The 19,445-nt window shown below is 31.8% G+C and carries 18 protein-coding genes and 1 tRNA gene; 3 read left to right on the top strand and 16 right to left on the bottom strand.

Annotated features, from left to right (window positions below):
• Nucleotides 1-101: 101 nt before the first annotated feature.
• The 13 genes from mnmC to BGS43_RS04050 are packed head-to-tail and all read right to left on the bottom strand — an operon-like array spanning nt 102 to nt 15,442.
• Nucleotides 102-1,937, bottom strand: a complete 1,836-nt coding sequence (mnmC, locus tag BGS43_RS04110) for a bifunctional tRNA (5-methylaminomethyl-2-thiouridine)(34)-methyltransferase MnmD/FAD-dependent 5-carboxymethylaminomethyl-2-thiouridine(34) oxidoreductase MnmC (RefSeq protein WP_096568911.1) — start codon at nt 1,935-1,937, stop codon at nt 102-104.
• On the bottom strand, nt 1,934-3,904 hold the full coding sequence (locus BGS43_RS04105; protein ID WP_096568908.1) for an N-acetylmuramoyl-L-alanine amidase family protein: 1,971 nt from the start codon (nt 3,902-3,904) through the stop codon (nt 1,934-1,936). Before BGS43_RS04105 ends, mnmC begins: the two co-directional genes overlap by 4 nt.
• Nucleotides 3,904-4,995 carry a nitronate monooxygenase gene (locus BGS43_RS04100; protein WP_002776244.1) on the bottom strand — a complete coding sequence of 364 codons (1,092 nt, stop codon included), beginning with the start codon at nt 4,993-4,995 and terminating at the stop codon, nt 3,904-3,906. The genes BGS43_RS04105 and BGS43_RS04100 overlap by 1 nt, the downstream gene beginning before the upstream one ends.
• Nucleotides 4,992-6,197, bottom strand: coding sequence for a tyrosine--tRNA ligase (gene tyrS, locus BGS43_RS04095; RefSeq protein ID WP_057042163.1), 1,206 nt, complete (start codon nt 6,195-6,197; stop codon nt 4,992-4,994). The genes BGS43_RS04100 and tyrS overlap by 4 nt, the downstream gene beginning before the upstream one ends.
• 15 nt (nt 6,198-6,212) lie before the next feature.
• Entirely contained in the window at nt 6,213-8,408 is a 2,196-nt protein-coding gene (locus tag BGS43_RS04090) for a RelA/SpoT family protein (protein ID WP_096568905.1), read from the bottom strand.
• On the bottom strand, nt 8,392-8,616 hold the full coding sequence (locus tag BGS43_RS04085; RefSeq protein ID WP_002776235.1) for a DNA-directed RNA polymerase subunit omega: 225 nt from the start codon (nt 8,614-8,616) through the stop codon (nt 8,392-8,394). Before BGS43_RS04085 ends, BGS43_RS04090 begins: the two co-directional genes overlap by 17 nt.
• Before the next feature lie 13 nt (nt 8,617-8,629).
• Nucleotides 8,630-9,346 (bottom strand): UMP kinase, encoded by a 717-nt coding sequence (gene pyrH / locus BGS43_RS04080; protein ID WP_002825053.1) that lies wholly within the window; start codon nt 9,344-9,346, stop codon nt 8,630-8,632.
• 51 nt (nt 9,347-9,397) lie between these two features.
• Entirely contained in the window at nt 9,398-10,600 is a 1,203-nt protein-coding gene (locus BGS43_RS04075) for a murein hydrolase activator EnvC family protein (RefSeq protein ID WP_002786036.1), read from the bottom strand.
• Nucleotides 10,597-11,403: an FtsX-like permease family protein gene (locus BGS43_RS04070; protein ID WP_002776224.1), complete on the bottom strand. Its 807-nt coding sequence runs from the start codon at nt 11,401-11,403 to the stop codon at nt 10,597-10,599. Before BGS43_RS04070 ends, BGS43_RS04075 begins: the two co-directional genes overlap by 4 nt.
• The gene (locus BGS43_RS04065; RefSeq protein ID WP_025398791.1) at nt 11,390-12,055 is read right to left on the bottom strand and encodes a cell division ATP-binding protein FtsE; all 666 of its coding nucleotides are present in this window, start codon (nt 12,053-12,055) and stop codon (nt 11,390-11,392) included. The genes BGS43_RS04070 and BGS43_RS04065 overlap by 14 nt, the downstream gene beginning before the upstream one ends.
• A 48-nt stretch (nt 12,056-12,103) precedes the next feature.
• Nucleotides 12,104-13,300, bottom strand: coding sequence for a tRNA (guanosine(46)-N7)-methyltransferase TrmB (trmB, locus tag BGS43_RS04060; RefSeq protein WP_002825056.1), 1,197 nt, complete (start codon nt 13,298-13,300; stop codon nt 12,104-12,106).
• Complete coding sequence (locus BGS43_RS04055; protein ID WP_096568902.1) at nt 13,300-14,529, bottom strand: fibronectin type III domain-containing protein; 1,230 nt, start codon at nt 14,527-14,529, stop codon at nt 13,300-13,302. The genes trmB and BGS43_RS04055 overlap by 1 nt, the downstream gene beginning before the upstream one ends.
• On the bottom strand, nt 14,477-15,442 hold the full coding sequence (locus BGS43_RS04050; RefSeq protein WP_002825058.1) for an RluA family pseudouridine synthase: 966 nt from the start codon (nt 15,440-15,442) through the stop codon (nt 14,477-14,479). The genes BGS43_RS04055 and BGS43_RS04050 overlap by 53 nt, the downstream gene beginning before the upstream one ends.
• A 78-nt stretch (nt 15,443-15,520) precedes the next feature.
• Between BGS43_RS04050 and BGS43_RS04045 the strand changes: the two genes are divergently transcribed.
• The 3 genes from BGS43_RS04045 (at nt 15,521) to BGS43_RS04035 (ending at nt 18,132) form a co-directional block, all read left to right on the top strand.
• The gene (locus BGS43_RS04045; protein WP_002825059.1) at nt 15,521-16,621 is read left to right on the top strand and encodes an FtsW/RodA/SpoVE family cell cycle protein; all 1,101 of its coding nucleotides are present in this window, start codon (nt 15,521-15,523) and stop codon (nt 16,619-16,621) included.
• Nucleotides 16,622-16,671: 50 nt separating this feature from the next.
• Nucleotides 16,672-16,748, top strand: a tRNA-Ile gene (locus BGS43_RS04040).
• A gap of 208 nt (nt 16,749-16,956) precedes the next feature.
• On the top strand, nt 16,957-18,132 hold the full coding sequence (locus BGS43_RS04035; protein WP_002787311.1) for a tyrosine-type recombinase/integrase: 1,176 nt from the start codon (nt 16,957-16,959) through the stop codon (nt 18,130-18,132).
• Here BGS43_RS04035 and BGS43_RS04030 read toward each other — a convergent pair.
• From BGS43_RS04030 to BGS43_RS04020, 3 genes are all read right to left on the bottom strand, one after another.
• Nucleotides 18,129-18,335 (bottom strand): helix-turn-helix transcriptional regulator, encoded by a 207-nt coding sequence (locus BGS43_RS04030; RefSeq protein WP_002787309.1) that lies wholly within the window; start codon nt 18,333-18,335, stop codon nt 18,129-18,131. The genes BGS43_RS04035 and BGS43_RS04030 overlap by 4 nt on opposite strands.
• Nucleotide 18,336: 1 nt before the next feature.
• Nucleotides 18,337-18,690, bottom strand: coding sequence for a hypothetical protein (locus tag BGS43_RS04025; protein ID WP_002787307.1), 354 nt, complete (start codon nt 18,688-18,690; stop codon nt 18,337-18,339).
• A gap of 17 nt (nt 18,691-18,707) precedes the next feature.
• A partial coding sequence (locus BGS43_RS04020) for a DNA-methyltransferase (RefSeq protein WP_141085296.1) occupies nt 18,708-19,445 on the bottom strand: 738 nt, incomplete at its 5' end.

Below are 19,445 nucleotides of genomic sequence, written 5' to 3'. Positions count from 1 at the left end.
CTTAATAATAAAACAAAGCAAATTAAAAATATATTAAAATTTAAATTTCAATAGAAAAATATAAACAAAACTTAAAGATATATTAATAAAAGCTAAAAAATTTATATCCCTTTCTTTAGCTTGCGGATCAAAAATCTTGCAGGATGTATACAAGGAATAAAATTTTTAAACACCCCCAAAGGCTCCTCGTTAATCAAAGCACAAAGATATCTTGCAGCCAAAACAGAAGTGCTAAAAGCTCTTGAGCCATGAGCAAGATTAAGATATAAATTAGGGATATTTTGAGGCAGAACTTGCGCCTTGTTTTTTGTCCATAATAAAGCTTTATATTCTTGCTTATAAAAAGCTTCATCATAAGCTGCTCCCACAATAGCAAACCTATCGCTAGAATAAGATCTAAAACCTACTCTAGAGCCTTTGATGATGATTTCCTCATCGCCTTTTAAAAATTCTTGTATGTTTTGCAAATTTTCTTCATCATCGGCTTTTTGTGGATTTGAATTTGAATTCAGTCTATCATAACTTGCGCCAATAACTTGCAAATCCCCATCACTAGAACAAATATAAGCTTTTGAAGAAAGGGCAAATGCATTATCCAAAAAAGGTTTTAGATGAGTAACCTGTCCTCTAACCTTACTTAAAAGCATTCCATCATAAGCTAAAAAATCCTTAGTATCAGCACCCATAGCATAGATTAAAATATCAAAATCTTGCATTGCTTTTTGGTTTTTAAAATGCAAAATAAATTTGTCATCTTGGTATTGAAAAAAATCATATTCGTGATTAAAATACATTTTTGCTTGACTTTTTTCAAAAAGAGATTTTAAAATTTCTTTAGGCTTAATGTGTCCGCCATCTTCTAAAAAAGCTTCATTCTTGTCAATCTTAAATAAAATATTATCTTTTTGGCTTATAAAACGCTCTTGCATCAAAGGAGTATGAGCAAATTCTATCACTCCTTTTAGATTTAAATCTAAAATTTGCTTATAAAAACGGCTCGCCTCGATAAAAGCAAGTTGAGAAAATTCACCCAAAGCAACATCAGGCTTTAAAATCAAAGAGCTTAAAATTCCACTTTCATTGCCACTTGCGCCACATCCTAAACTATCGTTTTTTTCAAAAACACTGACTTCAAAATCACGCAAAGAAAGCTCATAAGCTAAAGTTGCACCACATATGCCCGAACCTATGATGGCTACTTTTTTATTTTTATACAAACTTGGAATTCTTTGAAAATAAGCTTCTTTGTCTAAAATTGGATTTTTTTTGCGTAAAAAAGCTTTGATCATCTCTCGCTTTCTAAAACCTTTGGTTTTTTGGATTTCAAAGCCATATTTTATAAGATTTTTTTGCAAAGCACTCGAAGCAGAAAAGGTGCAAATTTGGGTATTAGTCTTTGAAAGTCGAGCAACTTGAGCTATGAAATTTTCATCAAACATGGCTGAATTTTTACTCGGAGAAAAACCATCTAAAAACCAAACATCAGCATTAAAATCAAGCTCTCTAAGAATAGCAATATCATCAAAGATTAAATCCAAAAAACAATCTTCAAAATAAAAACGATAATACCCTTTTTTAGCCTTAGGATAAAACTTTAAAAAAGCTTCTAAAATTTCTTTAAATTCTTCATAAAATCCAAGCTTTTGATAAATTTCTCTAAGCTTGTCTTTTTCGATATAAAAACCCTCAATGCTGGTGTAAAATAATTTTTTAGGACGCTTCTTTGCTTGAAGAAATCTTTTAAGGGTTAAAAAGAAATTAAGCCCTATACCAAAGCCACTTTCAGCAATGATAAATGTATCATTTTCTTCAAATTCAAAAGCCTCACTATAAACAAATTTTCTCTCATTTAAACCATCTTTTGAGTTAAAATAAAAATCATCAAAATCCAAAGAAAATGGGGTATTGTCTTTAAAGATTAAATTAGCTTTTTTCATCTATTGTTATAAAAATAATTCTCCACACCATCAGCTATACCCTTAACCAAAGTGTCTTGAAAACTTTTATTTGCGATTCTTTTTCCCTCACTTGGATGAGTGATATATCCAATTTCTATCAAAATAGCAGGCATTTGAGCTCCAACAAGAACCCAAAAAGGAGCTTCTCTTACTCCACCATCGACAATTTTATACTTCTTACGAGTTTGGGTTAAGATATTTTTTTGCACATCGATAGCAAGTTTGTTTGAAGCCACGATCTTTTCTCTGTTTAAAAAATTCAAAATACTTTGCTTTGAAAAATAATTAATCTCTTCAAAATCACCCTGATTTTCTTTTTCGGCAGCTTTTTTACTTCTTTCACTTCTAGCAGGACTTAAGAAAAAAGTCTCCACACCCTCACTGCTTTTTGCTTTTGATGCATTAGGCGCTGCATTTGCATGGATAGATAAAAACAAATCCGCTCTTTTATCATTGGCATATTTTGTTCTATCTCTAAGATTGATAAATTTATCTGAACTTCTTGTATAAAGTACTTTATAACCGCGTTTTTTAAGCTCATTTCCAAGCTTTAAGGTCGTGCTTAAAACTATATCTTTTTCTTTTAAACTCCCTTTTTTATCGCTTAAAGCACCGCTATCCTTACCCCCATGTCCTGCATCTAAGACTATGAGTTTATCGGATTTGAAATTAGAATTTAAAACATTTTTACTAGTAGTTTTTGAAGTGCTTTTGCTTGAAGTAGAAGTGCTTTTGCTTGTACTGCCACTAAAACCTAAAGTCAAACTTTTATCATCTAAATCTTTAAAAAGCTTAAATTCTTTAGTTGAGCTGAGTACAATACGAACTGTTTTTGGATTATACTGAGTAACTGTAACAGCATTTTGTCCAAAAGTAAAATTCTTGCGACTACCTTCTAAAATTCCTTGAAAGCTCACTACTTGTCTAAAGAATTTTTGATCTTTTGTGCTAAAACTTGTAATATCTTTTTCATCAAGCTCATCGCTTAAATTTAAAACAACAGAATTAGAACTTTTATCTACATCTAAAACATATAAAGGTTCATCATTTTCTTGTTCTTTTTTGGTATTTGTTTTAGCTTCTTGAGTTTTAACTGGTTTGGACTCTTGTTTTGCGACTACTTTTTCACTTTCTTGTTTTGCTGCTGTTTTTGACTCTTGCTTACTCGGAGTACTTTTTTGTATAGCTTGTGATTTTTTAGAAATACTTATTTTTTCATCTTCAAAATCAAAGTTTAGAGGAATTTTTTCCTTAGCATAAGCAACGATACGAATCATCTTAGGATTGTATTGTGAAATTACTATACGATAATCATCAAATTTATATTCTTTTCTTCCACCTTCTAAAATACCCTCAAAATCACTGATATAACGATAATTTCCTTTTTCATCCAAAGCAAAACTTTTTATATCTTTTTGCTCTAAATTGGTATTTAAATCAAGTACCACTCCTTGACTTGTCTTACTTGATTTTAAAACATAAACCTTATCTACTTTTTTTGTCTGTTGGGGTTTATTGTTTTGTGTTTTTGTGCTTTCTTGTTTAATTTGTGGGGGTTTTGAAGTACTTTTAGGAGGTTCAAAGCTTGAAACCTCGACATTTTTAGAATCAGGCTGAACTTTTTGCCTATCCTTAATCACCGCTTTTCTTAAAGCATTGATGCTAGCCTTACTCACTCCACTTTCTTCTAATTCGTTCGCATAAGATTTATCATCCAAATTTAAAGCATTAGAACTTATAATCAATCTTTTTAAAATTTCAATTTTAGTTTTTTCATCTTCATTGATCACGCTTTGTATATAAAGACTTTTTAGCTGATGATGGAACTTAACTTGAGCATCATTTTTTGACGCGATAAAATTCTTATCAAAATTAGCAAGCTCATTTTCATATGCCCCAAAACAAATACTAAAAAGTGCGATACAAAAAACTAAAATTCTAAACATTATTCACCATTGACGAGTTTATCCATAAGCTCTTTAACACTGATTAATTTTTCTAAACGATAGCCATTGGCTCCTGTAAAGAATAATCCTGTTTCTTTTTTTCCCGACCATGCATCAAAAAGCCTATCTGCTATACAATAACCCACCTTTGTCGCCTCTTTACCTCGGCCACATGGCGCTACACAATTGCTGATACAATTGATCTTTGGTCCCATTCTTTTATCGACTAAATCAAGTAAATTAGTCCTTACTCCTCTTGCAGGATATCCCACTGGAGATTTGATAAGTTCTATATCTTCTTTTTTACATGCAAGCAATACATTTTTAAACTCATCGCTCGCATCGCATTCAAAAGTACCTATAAAACGAGTTCCCATTTGAACCCCACTGGCACCTAAAGAAATGGCATTTTCTATATCTTTTTTATCCCAAATTCCACCCGCTGCAATCACTGGAAAAGAACCCCAATTTTTAGCCTCTTCAACCACAGGTGCGATTAAATTCTCAAGTTGATAATTAGGATCTAAACATTGCTCATAGGTAAAACCTTGATGTCCGCCGCTCTTAGGTCCTTCAAGCACAACAGCATCAGGCAGACGGTTGTATCTGCTTTGCCATCTTTTACAGATGATTTTTAAAGCCTTAGGTGAAGAGATTATAGGAACTAAAGCAACATCAGGAAAATCTGCTGTAAATTCAGGTAAATTGGTAGGAAGTCCAGCACCTGAAACTATAATATTAAAACCCACTTCACAAGCATCACGAGCAATTCTTGCATAATCATTACTTGCGCATAAAATATTACAACCCAAAGGCGCATCACCGCAAACTTTTCTTGCATTATTTATCAAAGTTTGTAAGCCTTCTCGTGAATAAAAATTTTCACTACCATAAGGCTTAGCATTCAATTCTTTGCTAATATGGGTGCGATTTTCATAATATCCTGTTCCAACAGATGAGATGATACCAAGACCGCCATTTAACGACACTGCTGAAGCCAATTTATCCCAGCTTATACCAAGCCCCATTCCACCTTGAAAAATGGGATATTTTATAGTGTGTTTTCCTATTTGAAGGGATTTTAAACTCATATATTCACCTTTAATTTTGCAAATTTTCTCTTACCTACTTGTAAAATATACTCCCCTGCGCTAAGTTGCATTTGCTCATCGCTTACTTTTTGTGAATTTACACTCACCGCATTTGCATTAATGCTTCTTCTTGCCGCAGAGGTAGAATTTTCCAAACCGCATTCTACTAAAGCTTTAGCAAGCCAAATTTCACCCTCTATCTCAAATTCTTTTATATCGCTTGGCAAAGCATTTCCGCTATGTACGCTGTCAAATTCGGCTTTTGCAGCCTTAGCGCTTTCTTCATTGTGAAAACGCGCAATAATCTCTAGTGCCAAATTTTCCTTAGCAAGCTTAGGATGTAAATTGCCACTAGAAATTTCTTTTTTCATATTTTCAATTTCTTCTAAACTTTTAGTACTTAAAAGCTCGTAATAACGCCACATTAACTCATCACTAATACTTAGAATTTTAGCATACATATCATTAGCTTTTTCTGTAACGCCGATATAATTTCCCAAGCTTTTACTCATTTTATTTACACCATCTAAGCCTTCTAAAAGAGGCATCATCATCACAGCTTGTTCTTTTCCGATATTGTAAATTCTTTGCAGGGTTCTTCCCATTAAGAGGTTAAATTTTTGATCCGTTCCACCCATTTCTATATCGCATTTTAAAGCAACACTATCATATCCTTGAAGTAAAGGATATAAAAACTCACATATAGAAATAGGGCTTTGCTCTTTAAAACGCTTCGTAAAATCATCACGCTCTAGCATTCTTGCTACACTAAAGGTCGAAGTAAGCTCTACTATCCCAGCAGCTCCTAGTTCGTTAAGCCATTGAGAATTGAATTTTAATTGTGTCTTTTGCGGATCTAAAATCTTAAATACCTGCTCCTCATAAGTCTTAGCATTTTTTAATACTTGTTCCTTATCAAGTTTTTTACGTGTAACGCTTTTTCCACTAGGATCGCCAATTTGTCCTGTAAAATCACCGATTAAAAATTGAACTATAGCTCCATGTTTTTGCAAATATGCCATTTTGGTTAAAACTACACTATGACCTAAATGCAAATCAGGTGCTGTAGGATCAAATCCTGCTTTTACGAAAAAATTTTCTCCCTTTTCGTAATAATTTTTAATCAAATTTTCAATTCTTTCCTCATCGATGATTTCTGCGCACCCTCGTTTGATTTCTGCAAGTATATTTTTTATATCCATTTTCTACCTTTTAGTTTAAGCTTCTTTATAAGCGTCATTTAATGAAGTAAAATCTAAAATTTTACAATAAGACTTCAATCTATCTCGGACATTATCAGGATTTATATTGTCAGGAATTTCTATCGTGATCTCAAAATAATCCACCACTGTATTAATATCACTTGACAAACTAATCGTTAATAAATTAATCTGCATTTTAGCCAAAACTGCCAAAAACTCTGCTAAAATTCCTTTTTTATTTTCTAAAGAAAAGATTAATTTGTATGATTTAGGGATATTAGAATCCCATTTAATCAAAACCATGTCTTTATTATTGTCTATCATCTTATCTGCCCTATCGCAGAGTTTATGATGAACTATAGCATTTCCATTTTCGATAAATGCAAGTACAGCATCGCCTCTTTTTGGATGACAGCAGTAATCAAAATCCACATTAGCAATTTTATGATTAGAATACAATAAAAAATTCCCAATCTTTTGTTCTTTGATTTCGTATTTGTCAAACCAATAAGATTTTTTAGCGTATTTTTTAAGCCCATTGACTATATCTTTCAAATAAGCACTATCACTGGCTACTTGTCGTATGCGTCTGCCTAAATTCTCTCTTTCAATCCAATTTTCTATCTTGTTTTTATCTACACTAAAAATAAAACTTAACATATTAATCGCGCTTAAAAGATTGATTTCTCTCATTTTTTGCTTACAAAATTCTCTTATGCTCGCTTTTGCTTTTCCTGTTTTCACACTATCAACCCAAGAACAACGATAAAACCTATCATTGGAAGTTACAACCCTTACTATATCTCCATTTTTAAGCTCGGTTAAAAGAGGGACTTTTACACGGTTAACATAAGCACTTTTTGCATGAAGTCCTACTTTAGTATGCACCTCATAAGCAAAATCAAGCACAGTAGCTCCTCTTGGCAAAGTAAAAATTTCACCCTTTGGAGAATAAACAGCCACATCTTCTACATAAAGACTATCTTTTGCATACTCATAAAGCTCGATAGCATTATAATCTTCTGCGTTTTCAAGATTGTTCGTACTTTGCATCGAAATATCAGTAAGCCAATCAAGTCGCGGAGCCACAACACTCCCATCTTCTTTGTATTTCCAATGTGCAGCTATACCAAATTCAGCGATTTTATGCATATCAAAAGTACGAATTTGTGCTTCGATAATATTTTTTGTATCAAAAAGAGTGGTATGTATAGTTTGATAGCCATTTTGTTTTGGTAAGGCTATGTAGTCCTTAAAACGCGAAACCAAGGGATTAAAATTTGTATGCAAAACCCCTAAAGCCAAATAACAATCGCTCACATTTTCAACCAAAATTCGTACACCAAGCAAATCAAGCACCTCTTCTATACCCACACCTTTTCTTTGCATTTTAAGATAGATAGAATAACTGTGCTTGATGCGTTTTTGAATTTGAAAACTTCCTTGCCTAAAGCCATTGCTAAGAAATAAAAGCTCGATTTTAGAAATAAATTCATTAAGTCCTAGTTGCATTTGCTGGTCATTTGAATTAATATAATTATCGATAAGCTTATACTCATCAGGCATCAAATACTTAAAGCTTAAATCTTCTAAATAATTCTTAATACTAGAAATTCCAAGTCTATGTGCTATGGGTGCATAAACGACCAAAGTTTCTTCGCTAATACGCTTTTGCTTATCTTCTCTTAAAGCATCTAAGGTTAGCATATTGTGAAGTCTATCGCAAAGTTTTACCACCAAAACCCCGACATCTTCAATACTTGCTAAAAGCATATTTCTAAATGTAAGAGCGGATTTGGTTAAACTTTTTTTTGATTTTGAAGGAATGAGATTATCTTCTCTGATTTCTACAATCTTTGTAAGACCTAAAACAAGCTTTAAAACTTCGGATCCAAACTGATCCCTAAGTTCTTCTTCGGTACATTGCGTATCTTCGATCACATCATGTAAAAGCGCAGCCAAAATTGTGGCTTTGTTTTCACTTAAAAAAGCAACCAAGCTTGCAACCAAGATGGGATGAACTGCATAAGGTTCTCCGCTTTTTCTAACCTGACCTTCGTGGGACTTTATGCAATAATCCACAGCTTTTTCTACAATAGCATCCTCCTGACAAATGGTAAAAAGAAGTTCTTTTGCTCTTGTTAAATCTCTACAATTTTTAATATCTTCAATGAGTTTTTCGAGCAATAATTCCTCATCGACTGGTTTCAACTAGACCCTCTAAAGTGATTTTATTTTCTGCTATCTCATATAAAGCAATATCTGCGAATTTTAATTTACTTTTATCAATATCCACTAAAGGTGCTGCACCATCGGCTAATTGTTCTGCTCTTTTTGCAACAACCAAAGAAAGACGGTAGCGATCATCTCCCATTCTTTCTAGAGCTTTAGCTGCTATTTCTTCGATTCTGTTTTCCATTAGTTCTCCTTGATTAATTTTTAACTATAGAACAAAGACTGTTATCGCCTTGTATAATTTTAAGCAAATTTCCTTCTTCAAACATATTGCATACAACTATAGGCAAAGAATTATCCTTAGCTAGAGCGATTGCAGTATCATCCATAACTTTAATATTATCTTGCATTGCCTCATCATAGCTTAAGGTTTGTAAAAATACTGCATCTTCAAATTTATTAGGATCTTTATCATAAACTCCGTTTACTTTTGTTGCTTTAATAACCATTTGTGCATCAATTTCAACCGCTCTTAAGATAGCTGTTGTATCTGTTGTAAAATAAGGATTTCCTGTGCCTGCAGCAAAAATCACAACCCTACCTTTTTCTAAATGTCTTTGAGCTCTTCTCATAATATAAGTTTCACAAAAAGCTTCCATTTGAATCGCACTTTGTACTCTCACATCAAGTCCGCAACTTTCTAAAGCCTCTTGAATAGCAATAGCATTAATAACAGTCGCAAGCATTCCCATGTGATCGCCGCTTGTGCGTTTGATAAGACCGCCTTTGGCTGCTGAAACGCCGCGAATGATATTTCCACCCCCTATCACTATGCCTACTTCTATATTGTTTTTAACCAGTTCTTTAATCTCATTTGCTATGAATTTTAAAATAGAATTTTCAATACCAAAACCATTTTCTCCGGCTAAAGCTTCTCCTGAAAATTTTACTAAAACTCTTTTTCTCTCTTGCATTTTTTCTCCTTAATCAACTTGAAATTATATTGAAAATTGTATTAAAATTAGCTAATTTAAACTAATAAGTTCTAAAGGATTGATATGAAAATTCTTTTGTGTTACTTCAAAAGTTAAATCATTTTTTATCCTACCCACTACCGCACCTTTTTTTACATTTTTACCGACTTTGATATTAGGTGCTATCTTATCTAAGTGTGCATAAATAGTATGAATTCCATTATCATGTTCGACTATCACAACTCTTGCTAGCATACTTGTATCTTTGGCAAAAACTATCTTTCCATCTAAAACACTTTTCACTACAGCATCGGCTTTATTGCTTCTTAAAACAACATTTTCATTGAAAATTTTAATATTATAAACAGGATCGATATAATTTCCAAATTTTTGTTTTACGGTAAAAGATTCTAAAGGGGCTATAGTTTTTTTACCTGTATAACGCTTAGTAGAGCTTCCTTGGTAGCTAGATCCAATTTGGCGAATTTTTTGAGTATTATTGACAATTTTGCTATCGCTGGCAGTTTTTTGACTTTGTTTTTTATCCTCTTGCTTGCTTTCTATAATTTTTAATTGATTTAAGGTTTTTCTTAATTCATCTTGCTGATCTTGCAAATTCTCAAGTTTTTTAGCATAAATTGCCCGATCGGTTTTTTGTTTTTTAATCTCACTGACTTGTTTTTGTCTTAAATTTTGAAGTTTTGCTAATTGGGTATTGTAATCTTTTAAATCTTCATTAATTTTTTTAATTTGTTCTTGCTTATCATCGATTAATTTACTTATATCTTCATAATCCTTAGAAAGTTTAAAAATTTCATCTTGCAAAATTTTATCCAAGCCACCCAAAACCTCAAAAGCCATAAAACTTTCCTTGCTTTCAACATAACCTTGCGGTATAGGCAAATCATAGGCAAAATCCTTAGCCATCAAGGCTATAAGTTTGCCTTCCATATTGGCTTTATTTTTCAAAAGATCTGTGTTTTGACTTGTGAGTAGATTTAAGTCTTTATTTTGTGCCTTGGCTCGAGCTTCAAGCTTGAGAGTTTGAGAATTAAGAGTTTCAATTTGAGCACTTAACTCTTTCAAGCTCTTTTCTCCACTTAATATATCATTGGCTAAATCTTCAAGCTTTTTATTTACCTGCTCTTGAATGCGTTTATTTTCTTCTAAATTCTTAGTTTTTTCACTAATGGCATTAGCATGCATTTCATTGGACAATAAAAAAAAACAAAGAAAAATTAGAATTTTTCTCATTTTTTCACCCTAAACATCACCGAATTTACACAGAATAAACATATAAACAAAGTCACTAAAAAAATCACGCCCAAATGCACGATAAAATTAATAGGAGGCAAGATAATATCAACCGCTTTTAGGCTATCTTGGACTATAGAAAGATTATAAATTTGTGTAAAAAATACAAATAAAATAATAAAAGCAATAAAACAATCCAAAACCACAATCTTATATAGCATAAAAGATCTAAACCAAAAAGGCGCACCAAACAAACACATAATCTCTACGCGTTCAGTGTGTTCAAAAAGCCAAATTCTCATTTGTTTTAAAAACAAAACAAAAGAAAGCAAGATAATGATAAATAAAAACAACCAAAATACAAATTTCATCAAAACAAGCAAAGAATAAACCTTATCATGCGTTTTAGCAAAAGTCTCGACCTTGCTAATACTTGGTATGCTTAAAAGCTGGTTTTTAATGGTATTAAGCTCATTTTGTGTAGGCAAATAATCAAGCTTGATACTATAAAATTTAGGCAAAGAATCTCGTAAAACTTTTAAATTTTTATCAGAAATATCGTTTTTTAAACGATCTATCAAATCTTTAGGATCTAATGGCTCCAAACTAGAAAAGGAAGAAAGTTTGGTTTTGATAACATTCTTATCAAGCTCAGCAGAGCTTGCAACGATGATATTATAATCTTTATTGACAAGCTCTTCATAATGTCTTAAAGTAGCATTTGTAAGTAAAATAAACTCAAAAGCAAACATCATAAAAAGCAAAGGCAAAATCAAAGATAAGTGGGTTTTAAAAAATTTCATTCATATTTCCATTTTCTATATTAAAACGACGATAATTCAGTCTTAAATTACTCGGAATTCTATGTGTAACCACTACAACACAAGTACCTAAAAGCTCTCTAGCTGATTTTAAAAGTGTCCAAATGATATCTGAAGAATACTCATCTAAATTTCCTGTAGGTTCATCGCAAAGCAAAAGCTTAGGATTGTGTGCTAAAGCTCTAGCCATAGCTACTCTTTGTTGCTCTCCTCCGCTTAGTTGATTGGGCAATTTATCCGCTTTAAATGTCAAATTTACATGCTTTAAAAGCTTATTTGCTTGATCATGACAAACTTTTTTACTATAACCTTTAATCACAAGAGGAAGCATCACATTTTTTTCTACGCTGTATTCTTGTATAAGTCTATAATCTTGAAAAATAATACCAATTTGCTGACGCAATTTTAAAAGCTCTGAATTTCCAATCTTTCGCATGGAAGATCCACATACTTCAAGCTCCCCTGAAAGGAGTTCTAAGTCCCCGTAAAAAGATTTTAAAAGAGTGCTTTTTCCACTTCCACTTTTACCTGTAATAAAAACAAAATCATCATCTTTAAAAGTGAAACTGGCTTCTTTAATAACCAATTCATCATAACCTAAAGAAAGTTTATGCGCTTGAATTAAATTTGACATCCCATCCTCTTTGAATTTCAAAATTCGTAAATTATGCTTTATTTTTGCTTAATTTTCAAGAAAATGTTTCATATTGAAGTGAAATTTAACACTTTTCTTAAGCTCTTTTATAGCTTTTAAATTTTCTTGTATCTTAAAAGGCTCTTTAAAAACAAAACTAATCGCCTCTCCTATATGTAAATAACAATGCTCAGGCTTATTAAAAGCACCAAAAGCTATTTTTAATAATAAACTTTCCCCTTGCTTATAAATATTTTCAAAATGCAAAAAGAAATCCTCTTTTTTCAGGGTAAAGTTTTTAAAATTTTTCTCTAAAAGCATCAGATCATTTTTACTTAAATGTATATCTGAAAAATCAAATTCTTCTGATAAAACATTCTTTTCTTCTTTATCTAAATTCCACACCCAAAGATCATAAATATCTTTTTCTTGCCTTTTCCATCTATCTTCGTACTTGCTAGAAATTTCTAAATTTTCATTTTTTCTAATGCTAAATTGCGGTGATGAGAATTCTAAAAATTCCTTAAGGGTAAAGTCAAAATACTCATAACTATCTGTTCTAAGCTCAAAAACCCCTTGGGTTGTAAGCACTCTTGCACATTCTTTGCAAAATGCTTTAGAAACAACGCGGCGATGAGGCTTTTTATCCCAAGGAACTGGGAAATGTAGGAAAATTTTTTCTATAGAATCAGACTGAAGAACACTCAACAAAAGCCTAGCATCACTTTGAACTAATAAGATATTATCAATACCTTGAGCGCGTGCAAGCTTGGCTACCTGCGTGATGGCTGGATTATAAATTTCTATCCCAAGGATTAAAATTTGAGGGTTGTTTTTAGCTTGGTAAAGCAAATGTCTTCCTGAACCAAAACCAATTTCGATGTAAATTTTTCCCTCAAGCCTTTCTAAAACTTCTTCAAAATCATTAGCAATCAAAGGAGTTTTTTCGGCTAAAGCATTATTTTTTATACCAAAAGCCTCGCTGATAACATCCTCGCAAAAATATTGCTTAAAAATATATAAAGCCTTATGTAAATAGGCTATTTTAGAAGGTTTGGTATGCTTATCTACCTTAACTACAAATTCATTTTCTCCTTTTTTAATCTGTAGAAAAAAGCTTTCTTCCTCGACCCTTGTGTAAATTAAATTCACATTATCGTTATGTGCCATCCACACAAATTCTACCCCATCTTTTTCAAAGGGTAGAATGATTTCTTTAAGTTTTCTAGTTTTAAAATTTGGCACTATTGCTTCGCCTTAACTTTCTTTGAAGGCTCTGAACGAAGACCAACAGAATCAATCGCTATCACTTCATAGCTATATTCTACACCCGGTAAAGCTTTAATATCTTTTAATCTTTTTTCTTTTATACTCTTAAAAATAGCATTTTGATCACCGCCATAGCGTCTAACTTCGTATTCAACCGCTCTTGAGTCATTATCCACCCATTCTAAATCAATACCATCACTCGTACTTTGAGCCAAAATAATACTAGGAGAAGATGGAATTCCTAAAGTTTTACCCTCTACCCCATCTTTAGGCATAGGACTTTCAAGCCCGTCTATATCTACCATGGTTACTTTATAGTATTTACTCTTTGCAGCACCTTCAACTATATCTTCATAAGAATTTTGCTCGGTTTTAGCCAAAAGAGTGTAAGGAAGAAAACTTGAACTTGTAGAATAAACTTTATAATACGAAAAATCTTTGTATTTAGGAGCGTCCCATGTCAAAACTACTTTATTGGCTCCATCTAAGCTCGCATTTAAATGCCCAACTTGAGGAGGTAAGGCCTTGCTTGTAGAATTTAAAATAGAACTTGGCTGGCTTTGCACCCCATCAAATCCAACAGCAATAATTCTATAATTAAAACTCTCCTCAGGTTTTAAATCCTCATCTATAAATTCAGCATTCAAGCGATTTTTCACCTCGGCAATTTTTTTAAATTCTTGTCCATCTGCCTTAGCTCTTTCTATGATATAAGAAGCAACTCTTGGATCTGGATGTGGACGCCAAATCAATTTAATTCGGCTTGGTAGATTGGTGATAGCTTGTGCAAAAGGAATAGCCTCTAATCTTGGCATAGTTTTTACTTCAATTACCTTTCCATCTTCTGAAATATGACCTTGATCATTAAAACTTCTCATCATATAGTAATATTTTGTATTTGGCTCAAGTTTAGCATCTACATAATGCGTTTGAAATTTATCTTTAATCGTTCCTACAAGTTTAAATTCAGGATTTGCATCATTTGAGCGATATAAATAAAATCCCTTGATATTATCATATAAAGGATCCCATTCAAACGCTATATTGCTAATATCACTAAGACTTTTAAGATTGTTAATCTTTGGCAAGCTTTCATTGACTAAAAGTTCTTTATTTGAACCCATATTAGAAAGTTGCGAAACACTGCAAGCACTAAATAAAAGAGTCAAAGCACCCAAGCAAAGACTCAAGTGAAATTTTTTCATTAAGCTCTCCTAAAATAAATTTTTTTTCTAAAATTTGTTTAAAATCGTCCATTAATGGAGCTTGGATAAATATTTTTTCTCCATTTCTAGGATGAATGAAATACAAAAAATACGCATGCAGCATAATCCTACACTCGTATTTCCCCCTATAGCCATATAATTCATCTCCTAAAATATGACGATTTATGCTAGCTAAATGTGCTCTAATTTGATGCGTTCTACCCGTAAAAAGCTTAGCCCCAATAAGACTCACTTCCTCGCTTTTTGCCAAGTTAACAAAAGCACTTTTAGCCTCCTTAGAACCCTTAACAAAGCTATTTGTAACTATTTTTTTAATAGCATTAGCACTGGATCGAATCAAAGCTTTATCTATGATAATTTTATCCTCTTTTAGTGGCAAATCAATTAACGCAAGATAAATTCTTCCCATAGTTTTATCACTAAGCTGCTCACTAAGCTTTTGATGAGTAAAATTATTTTTCGCGATCAATATAGCTCCGCTTGTTTCCTTATCAAGCCTATGAACAAGCCCTGCGCGCACTTCTCCGCCTAAGGTAGAAAGGGTGTATTGTTTTTCTATAAGCCAATCCACCAAAGTCGCACTTTTAACACTTTTTGCTCCATGAACAACCAAATTTGAAGGTTTATTTAAAACCAACAAATCCTCATCTTCGTATAAAATTTCTATATCAAAATCTATATCAAATTTAGGCTTAGCTTCCTCTACAAGTGGCAAATTTAAAACAAGTTTATCTCCGACTTTTAACTTAAATGAATTTTTATTTTGAATTTTATCATTAACCCAAACGCAGTTTTTTTCTATCATCAAGGCTATTTGATTGCGACTTTGCTGAAGATTTTTAGCTAAAAAAATATCGAGCCTTGAAGGTTCATCAACCAAAAAAGTTTGCATTTTTTCCTTATAAAATTTTATATAATTTAGAGTTTTATTTTATAATTATATTTTAATACTACAAATTGAAGGCAAATTTTGTTTATACCTGATAGAAGAATTTTAACACATTTTGATTATATGCAACCTATTTTGTTTGTACCTATTATTTTAATTTCGTTTTTTTTAATCTTTGAAGCCAATGCTTTTTTAGCCGAAAAACAATTTGTCTATGCCTGTGTAGGAATTGCCGCATTTAGCGTATTTTTTTTATTGCCCATTCGCAAACTGATGTGGCTTATACCCATAGCTTATTGGGTCAATATCTTTTTGCTTGTAAGTACAGATATTTTTGGTGTTGAAAAGTTAGGTGCTAAAAGATGGCTTGAAATTCCTTTTACTCATTTTACCATTCAACCTTCTGAAATTTTTAAACCTAGTTTTATTTTAATGCTTGCTTATCTCATCTATCAAGATCCACCGCCTAAAAATGGCTATAAATTAAAACAATTTCTAAAACTTAGTTTTTTTATCATTTTGCCTTTTTTATTGATCGCTCAAGAGCCTGATTTAGGAAGTGCTATGGTGCTTTTAATCGTAGGTTTTGGTGTGCTTTTTATCATGGGTGTGCATTATAAAATTTGGCTAAGCATCATCATCGCCATCGGCATAAGCTCTCCCATCATTTATACGCATTTGTTAAAGCCCTATCAAAAACAAAGAATTCATGATTTTATCTCCGAAAAACCAAGCTATCAAGTTGCACAATCCATGATAGCCATAGGCAATGGCGGCCTTATAGGAAAATCTGAAGATGAAGCTACACAAACGCATTTTAACTTTTTGCCTATCTCTACAAGTGATTTTATCTTTGCATATCTTATAGAAAGATTTGGCTTTTTGGGGGGATTTGTATTGATTTTACTTTATACTCTACTCATCTTTCATTTACTAAGCTTAAATCAAAAGCTTAAGGATGATTATTTTGCTAGGGTTGCCATAAACTGCGTAGCATTGTTTATTTTTATTTATGCTGCGGTAAATATTTCGATGACTATAGGATTTGCGCCTGTTGTCGGTATCCCTTTGCCTTTTTTTAGCTATGGTGGAAGTTCTTTTACGATTTTTATGATTTTCTTTGGAATTTTACAGCATTTGATTACCTTTAGATACTTTTGGGTAGACAATAAAAATAAATAAAATAATTTTAAGCAAAAATAAGGTATAATTTTATCTTTAAAAATTAAGGCGGATTTATAGCTCAGTTGGTTAGAGCAACCGGCTCATAACCGGTTGGTCGCAGGTTCGAGTCCTGCTAAATCCACCATTACTCTTTTTTATCAAATCCCTATTTTGCTTTAATATATTAATCAAATGCCTATAATAAAATGTTTTAAAGCTTGTTCTATATCGTTCTTTTATATTCCAAAATGTGCTATAATGTTCTTAAAAAAGTGGGTCACTTTTCCAAAAATGGGTTACAAAATGGGCTACTTTTTACACCAAAATAGACACTAAAAAAGAGAGAAAAATTAATGGCAAAAATTAACAAACTTACCGATAGTTTTTTAAAAAGCATTAAATGCGAAAGTGATAAAAAATTTATAAAATTTGCTGATCCGAGTTTAAAAGGCTTATATGTTTTTATTTATCCTAGTGGTAAAAAATTATTTAAAATAAGACAAGCAAATGATACTTATATAAAAATAGGAGAGTATCCGTTACTTTCCTTAGCAGAGCTTAGAGAAATCGCTTTAAATGCTTTTAAGCTAAAAGCAAAAGGACAAAACATAAAAAACGCTAAAAGACTTAAATTTGGCGATATATATGATGAAGTTTTAGAAAAATGTAAGGCTGATGGATTAAGTCTAAAAGAAATACAAAGAGGATTAAAATACAAAAATGGCGTTTTTAAGAATTTCAAAGATGTAGATATAGAAAGCATCAAGCGTTCACATGTCATCGAAACACTTAAAACCATAGAGCATCAAATCCCTACACTTATAAAAGCTAAAGGCTGGATTAACAAAATCTTTAAATATGCTTTGCAACTTGAAATCGTAGAAAATAACCCTGTGACAAGTATTGATAATTCCATAGTTTTTAAAAAAGCTTCAAAAGTAATTCATCAGCCAACTCTACTAGAAAACGATAAAATTAAAGAATATATATTAGCCTTAAAAAATTCAGATCTTAAAAAAACACATAAAAATCTAATGCTTTTTAATCTTTTGACTGCACAACGCCCCGGTAATGTTATAAAAGCAACTTGGGATGAAATTGATTTAAAAAATGCTATATGGACTATTAAAGCTGAAAAAATGAAAATGAGAAAAGAACATATTATCACTTTAAATTCTCAAGCGCTTAAAATTTTAAAAGAACAAAAGAAAATGAAAGTCAATGATTATATATTTGCTGGAAGTTCAAAAAATGGGTGTAATAGCGAGAATATCACCTGTAATATCAATAAACGACTAGGATATAAAGGTATTCAAAGTGCACATGGCTTTCGTGCTATGTTTAGAAGTTTAGCCAACGAACATCAATTAGATCATGGTGTGAGTATGGATATAGCCGAGCAGTGTTTAGCACACGAGCAAAAAAACGCCATTTTAAAAGCTTATAATCGTAGTGAAAATATAGAATTAAAAAGAAAGTTAATGCAGTGGTGGGGAGATTATATCGAAAAACTTGCAGGGGATTTTTAAATCACCTTGCAAGTTTGCAACCATTTATCAATTTCGGCTTTTTCATATTTAAAAGTAGAACCTATTTTAATCCCTTTAGGAAAATTAAATTTATTTTGATTTACTCGCATTCTCATTTTGCGAATTTTTAGCGGAGTAAATCCCAGATACTCCGCTACTTCTTTTGTTGATAATAATTTTTCTATCTTACCAAATTTTGCCATTTCATACTCCTTTCTCTAAATCAAAGCCTAATTTTGCAATAATTGCTTTTTGCTCTTCATAGCTTAAAAAATTGCTGATTAAAATCAAAACATCACCAAAACAAAAGCGATTATAGCTCGTGCTTTGTTCTAGCACTTTAATTTCTAATGTATCACTTAAACTCTCAAGCGAAGCTGTTATTTTCCAATTTTTATTAATAGCTTTTAACATCTCATCGTTTGCATTTTGATTAAAAGCATTGTCGTTTCTTAAAAGCAACATTTCTTTTATCGTTTGCTTTAACATTTCTTGCGTATTTTCTAGCTCTTTTTCTAATGCTATTTTAGCTTTTATGTATTCTTTGAATTCTTTCATTTTTTATCCTTTCTAACTTAAGCAAATAAGCTTCTTTCTATGTGTTTAAACATAATTTCATTAGCACTTTTAAAAAAGTCTTTTTTAATCTCAAAGCCATAAGCTTTGCGGTTTAAATTTGTAGCTGCTAAAAGAGTGCTACCACTTCCAGCACATGGATCTATAACAACATCACCTGCATCTGTAAAAATAGTGATTAATCTTTCTAGCAATTTAACAGGCTTTTGTGTGGGATGTATTTTAGGAATACCTTCATCTTTTTGCCAATCCATGCAGTTATAAATCATCTTGCCATCATTATTAAATTTTGGAAGTTTTTCACGATATAAGATTAAAGCATATTCACAATTTCCAACTATTCTCATATTTGCTTTTAAAACTTGAGATGAGCTTTGTTTTCTAAAAACCAAATTTATATAATGATTAAAGCCATATTTTTTAGCTACTTCAATTAACATTGCTTGTTGCTCAAAAGAGCAAAAAACAATCATGCAAGGACTTTTACCGCATTCTTTAGGTTCTTTTATAAGCATTTTTGAACAAAAGTGCATAAATTCGCTAACTCTAAAATCATTATCTGTATCAAAAAATGCCTTGTTTGCTTTTTTGCTTTTTCCATTTTTATTATCCCCATTTATATACCATTTAGGAGATGAAGCATAAGCATTGTTGTCTAAATTATAAGGAATATCAGCTATTACAAGCTGTGCTTTTGGTATATTATATCTTTTAAAATTTTGAAAATGGTCGTTATA

It is taken from the genome of Campylobacter sp. 110, from assembly GCF_002383965.1.
Classification (GTDB): domain Bacteria; phylum Campylobacterota; class Campylobacteria; order Campylobacterales; family Campylobacteraceae; genus Campylobacter_D; species Campylobacter_D coli.
This window is presented reverse-complemented; position numbering and strand designations above follow the sequence as displayed.